Here is a 5,115-nt window from a genome sequence, read left to right as displayed (position 1 = left end):
TGGGCACTTCAATTTCTTGCATAGCCATTTTGGCAAAACTTTGATATAGTTAAGTTGTTAAAACCTGCGAAAAGTGTCAGGTTTTTTTATTTGAATTAATTTTAGGATGAATTGATGAAGGAGCAAAAATAATGGTCGAGTCAGCAGAAAAGCAATGGTACGTGTTGCACACTTATTCAGGTTATGAAAATAAAGTCAAAATGAACTTGGATAGTCGAAAGGAATCAATGGGAATGCAGGACTACATTTACCGTGTGGTCGTCCCCGAACAAGAAGAACATGAAGTTAAGAACGGCAAGGACAAAGTTAAGATGGACAAGACGTTCCCAGGTTATGTGTTAGTGGAAATGATCATGACTGACCAGGCCTGGTATATCGTTCGAAATACTCCTGGCGTTACCGGATTTGTCGGGTCCCATGGCCAAGGTAGTAAGCCAACACCGCTGCTTCCTGACGAAGTGGATTTGGTCCTTAAACGAATCGGAATGAGTTCACGCCATGAGGATCTTGATGTCAACATTGGCGATACGGTTAAGATTGTTGATGGGGCGTTTACCGGTCTCGATGGCAAAGTAACTGAAGTTGACAACGAAAAGCAGCGTCTGAAGGTAAACATTGAAATGTTTGGTCGTGAAACCAGCACGGATCTGGACTTTAATCAGGTGGATACTGCCCTTTAATTCAAAGTAGGTGGTCGTTATGGTTGGAATAACGATTGGAATGATTGTTTTAGTGCTCTTGGTAATGATTCCCGCGTCTTTTAAGTTTGTCGCGCTGGGAAAACCCAAAACTCGGCAGACGGTCGGCGCTTTAGAACCTGCTGATCAAATTCCAACGATCTTTCTCCCTGGATATTTTGGCAACAGATTTTCATTTGGTCGTCTGCTGAATCGGTTGTCGCTTCGGTATCAGGCAAACAAGTCAATGGTGGTTAAAGTTGACCTGCACGGCAGGATTCGGATTCGTGGAACCATCAGTCAATCACGGCCAATGATTCAGGTATTGTTTGCCAACAAACTATCAAGACCTGAACAGCAGGCCACCTGGCTAGCTGATATTTGTCGGGCGCTTCATGACCGATATGGGGTCAATCAGGTTAATTTGGTGGGACATTCGATGGGCTGCATTACCATATTCTGGTTTTTAACCCATCAGTCTGCGACCAGTATGGTAACCGTGAAGCGCGTCGTTGCAATTGCCGGGCCGTTTAATGATTCTGAAATTGCCCGAAGCACCAGTGACATTGACGCCTATCCACTTAACGCAAAGGGACCGGTAAAGAAGATGCCCATTTATCGCGCCCTTTCCAAACGGGTTTTTGCGATTCCCAAAGACATTCAAGTTCTTAATATTGCCGGTCGGATCAGCAATCTTCAGCAAGATGACGGGCAGGTGTCACTTAACAGTGCTTTTTCGTTGAGGTATCTGCTTCGCGCGCCCGTTGAACAGTATCGAGAACTCGTGATCCATGGCAAGCGGGCCACCCACAGACTACTCCATGAAAATTCGGAAGTTGATGAGGGCATCGCAAAATTTATTTGGAATCTATAAATTAGGTTGTTGATTGAAGATGTTTATGTTATATTAGTATGGTATGTTTAAGCATACCCACGTGGGAGGAGAAATTTTTATCTCCATTTACCACACACGGACTTAAGGAGGTTATGTCTCGTGGCTAAAAAAGTAGCGAATATTGTTAAATTGCAAATTCCAGCGGGCAAAGCAACACCTGCCCCTCCAGTTGGACCTGCATTAGGTCAAGCAGGTATCAACATCATGGGATTCACAAAGGAATTTAATGCACGTACTGCCGATCAGGCAGGGATGATTATTCCTGTTGTCATTACTGTGTATGAAGATCGTTCATTCGACTTCATTACCAAGACTCCACCTGCTGCTGTGTTACTCAAGAAAGCTGCTGGTGTTCAAAAGGGTTCCGGCGAACCAAACACTAACAAGGTCGCAACTGTTACCAAAGACCAAGTTAAAGAAATTGCCGAAACTAAAATGAAAGACCTAAACGCAGCTGATGTTGAAGCAGCAATGCGCATGGTTGAAGGTACCGCACGTAGCATTGGCTTTACTGTCGAAGGATAGTTTGACCATTCTATAGTCGGGACTTTTAACGGTGATGCACTGTTTCACGTCGCGTGGGAGGTTTATCCGTTATAACCACAAAGCAAGGAGGAAAACACACATGGCTCGTAAAAGAGGTAAAAATTACAAGGCAGCTGTCGAAAAGGTTGAAGCTGGAAAAGCATACCCAATCCAAGACGCTGTTAAGTTAATTAAGGATATTGATTTTGCAAAGTTCGACTCAACAGTTGAAATTGTATTTAAATTAAACGTTGATACTAAGCAGGCTGACCAACAATTACGTGGTGCTGTTGTCTTACCTAATGGAACTGGTAAGGAACAAACAGTTATCGTATTTGCAAAGGGTGACAATGCTAAAGCAGCTAAAGATGCTGGCGCTGACTTTGTCGGTGACACTGATTTGGTTGAAAAGATTCAAGACGGTTGGCTTGACTTCGATGTTGCAATTGCAACACCTGATATGATGGCTCAAGTAGGTCGTTTAGGTCGAGTTCTTGGACCTAAAGGCTTAATGCCAAACCCTAAGACTGGAACCGTTACAATGGATGTTACCAAAGCCGTTCAAGAATCAAAGGCTGGTAAGGTTACTTATCGGACTGACCGTGACGGTAACGTTGCTGTTCCAGTTGGTAAGGCTTCATTTGATAACGACAAGTTGCTTGGTAACTTGAAGACAATCGAAGATGTTATTGTAAAGGCACGTCCAGCTTCTGTTCGTGGCGTTTACGTTAACAATGTTTCAATTTCAACAACCTTTGGCCCTGGTGTCAAAGTTGATCTTGACTCATTTGCATCTGTTGAAGCTTAGTTAGATCAGATTAAATAAAAAATCCCTGATTGACGGCCCATCACAATTTGTGATAGACTGTTAGTTGCTGATATATTCGCCTAAGACTCAGGTGGCTTTATGCCTTAATATCCTGCCGAGGAAAGTGTTTACTTTTTTCCTATGTCTGGGTGGGCATAGGGATTTTTTATTAAATCCCAACAATTATTTTGGGAGGTGAATTTCGTGAGTGAAAAAGCTGTTGCTGTAAAAGCACAAAAGGTTGAAGCTGTTACTGAGGAATTGAAGAATGCTTCATCTGTTGTCATCGTCAACTATCGTGGTTTGACGGTTGCTGAAGTGACCGACTTACGTAAGCAATTACGTGATGAGGGCGTTAAGATGGAGGTTATCAAGAACAAAGTGATGGACCGTGCCGCTACTAAAGCTGGTTTTGAGGAATTAAAGCCAACTTTTGCCGGCCCTACTGCTGTTGTATTTTCATCAGAGGATCCTATTGCAGGACCTAAGATTATCCACAACTTTACAAAGACTAACGACCAAATTAAGATTAAAGGCGGCGTTATCGATGGCCAAGTTGCCAGTCTTGATGAAATTACTGCCTACGCTGCATTGCCTAGCCGTGAAGAATTGTTATCAACTCTTGCTAACATTCTTCAAGCACCTGTCCGTAACTTTGCGTACGGTGTTAAAGCTATTGCTGATAAGAAACAATCTGACGATGGCGACGCTGCCTAATCAGAACTAAATAATTCCAATTAAAATGGAGGAAAATATAATGGCTTTTGATAAAGATAATATTATTGACCAATTAAAAGATGCTTCAATTTCTGACCTTAACGACTTAGTTAAGTCAATTGAAGACGAATTCGGTGTTTCAGCTGCTGCTCCAGTTGCTGCTGCTGGTGCTGCTGGCGGCGACGGTGCTGCTAAAGATTCATACGACGTTGAATTAACTGAATCCGGTGACCAAAAGGTTAAAGCCATCAAGGCTATCCGTGACATCACTGGTCTTGGTTTGAAAGATGCTAAAGGACTTGTTGACAAGGTTCCTTCAGTTATCAAGGAAGGCGTTTCAGAAGACGAAGCCAACAAGATCAAGGAACAACTTGAAGCCGTTGGTGGCGTTGTTACCCTTAAGTAGTCGTTTTACGACTCACATACAAGAAGAGGCCGGTGCAAACGAAAGTTTGTATTCGACCTCTTTTTTTAATCTGCTGGCGGGCTGGGAGTCAAATTCAATTCAGTGCACACATTGATTGTGTCATCGATTATTTATTGGCATAATGAAGTGGAGTTAATTATTCAAAATGAAATAACGGAGGCAAATAATGTTTAATAAGCTTAAGGATTTTATTGATAAACGGATGACCCTAATTAAATTAATTTTTGTCTTCTCGGTTTTAATTTTCGTTGTGCGTCAATTGGCAAAAATTATTCGGGAAGTGAATGGGGAACAATTCAAGACTGTATTAGCGAGTCAAAGTCAGAGCTCACTGTTGATCATGCTGATTGTCGGCTTTATTTCAATTTTGCCGATGCTGGTCTATGATTACTCAATTGTTCAATTTTTACCCGGCAAATTTTCACCTGGATACATAGTGCGTAGTGGCTGGATCGTGAATACGTTTACCAACCTGCTTGGATTTGGTGGCCTTCTTGGGGCTAGTTTACGAGCCCATTTTTATGGTAAAAGTGCCTCACGCAAGCAGATTTTATATGCAATTTCGAAAGTTGCCCTGTTTTTGATTTCAGGACTGTCATTACTTTGCTTTGTTTCGTTGATCATGATTTTTGGTTTTGGGATTGGGACGGGCTTTGCCCAATACTGGATTTGGCTGGTTGGTGGCGCGATTTATTTTCCGGGTGTGTTGATCTTTACCAAGCTCAATAATTCGCAGTTTTTCAGTGATTTGACCACCAAGCAGGAACTAATTATGACCGGTGGATCATTTATGGAGTGGGGAAGTGCGCTTGGGTTCTTCATTTTGATTGGTTACTTGATGAAGCTGCCAATTGATTTTAGCCTGGTGATTCCAATCTTTGTGGTCGCAAACGTGGCGGGGGTTGTTTCCATGATTCCTGGCGGTCTGGGGTCTTTTGATATATTTGTCATTATTGGACTCGGCTTCATTGGGGTTGCCCGCAGCGATGCTTTGGTCTGGATCCTTCTTTATCGGCTTTTCTATTACCTGCTGCCATTTATTGTTGGCACGATCTTATTTGTTCAC

7 protein-coding genes and 1 other annotated feature are annotated in these 5,115 nt (G+C 42.6%); all 7 genes read left to right on the top strand.

Annotation, left to right across the window (positions count from 1 at the left end; genetic code table 11):
• The first annotated feature begins 131 nt into the window (after positions 1-131).
• Entirely contained in the window at positions 132-680 is a 549-nt protein-coding gene (gene nusG / locus AB3112_RS08035) for a transcription termination/antitermination protein NusG (protein ID WP_057910296.1), read from the top strand.
• 19 nt (positions 681-699) lie between these two features.
• Positions 700-1,551 (top strand): alpha/beta hydrolase, encoded by an 852-nt coding sequence (locus AB3112_RS08030; RefSeq protein ID WP_367334252.1) that lies wholly within the window; start codon positions 700-702, stop codon positions 1,549-1,551.
• Between the two features lie 120 nt (positions 1,552-1,671).
• Positions 1,672-2,097 carry a 50S ribosomal protein L11 gene (gene rplK / locus AB3112_RS08025; protein WP_367334251.1) on the top strand — a complete coding sequence of 142 codons (426 nt, stop codon included), beginning with the start codon at positions 1,672-1,674 and terminating at the stop codon, positions 2,095-2,097.
• Positions 2,098-2,197: 100 nt separating this feature from the next.
• On the top strand, positions 2,198-2,905 hold the full coding sequence (rplA, locus tag AB3112_RS08020; protein WP_057910294.1) for a 50S ribosomal protein L1: 708 nt from the start codon (positions 2,198-2,200) through the stop codon (positions 2,903-2,905).
• Between the two features lie 61 nt (positions 2,906-2,966).
• Positions 2,967-3,082: a sequence feature (ribosomal protein L10 leader region), on the top strand.
• Between the two features lie 27 nt (positions 3,083-3,109).
• A complete protein-coding gene (gene rplJ, locus AB3112_RS08015; RefSeq protein WP_057910293.1) occupies positions 3,110-3,622 on the top strand; it encodes a 50S ribosomal protein L10 in 513 nt (170 codons plus the stop codon).
• Positions 3,623-3,662: 40 nt separating this feature from the next.
• On the top strand, positions 3,663-4,028 hold the full coding sequence (gene rplL / locus AB3112_RS08010) for a 50S ribosomal protein L7/L12 (protein ID WP_057910292.1): 366 nt from the start codon (positions 3,663-3,665) through the stop codon (positions 4,026-4,028).
• Positions 4,029-4,215: 187 nt separating this feature from the next.
• On the top strand, positions 4,216-5,115 hold a 900-nt coding region (locus AB3112_RS08005; protein ID WP_367334250.1), incomplete at its 3' end, for a lysylphosphatidylglycerol synthase domain-containing protein.

It is taken from the genome of Lentilactobacillus sp., from assembly GCF_040773105.1.
Taxonomy (GTDB): Bacteria; Bacillota; Bacilli; order Lactobacillales; family Lactobacillaceae; genus Lentilactobacillus; species Lentilactobacillus parabuchneri.
Note: the sequence above shows the minus strand (reverse complement) of the source record. Positions and strands in the feature narration are given on the sequence as shown.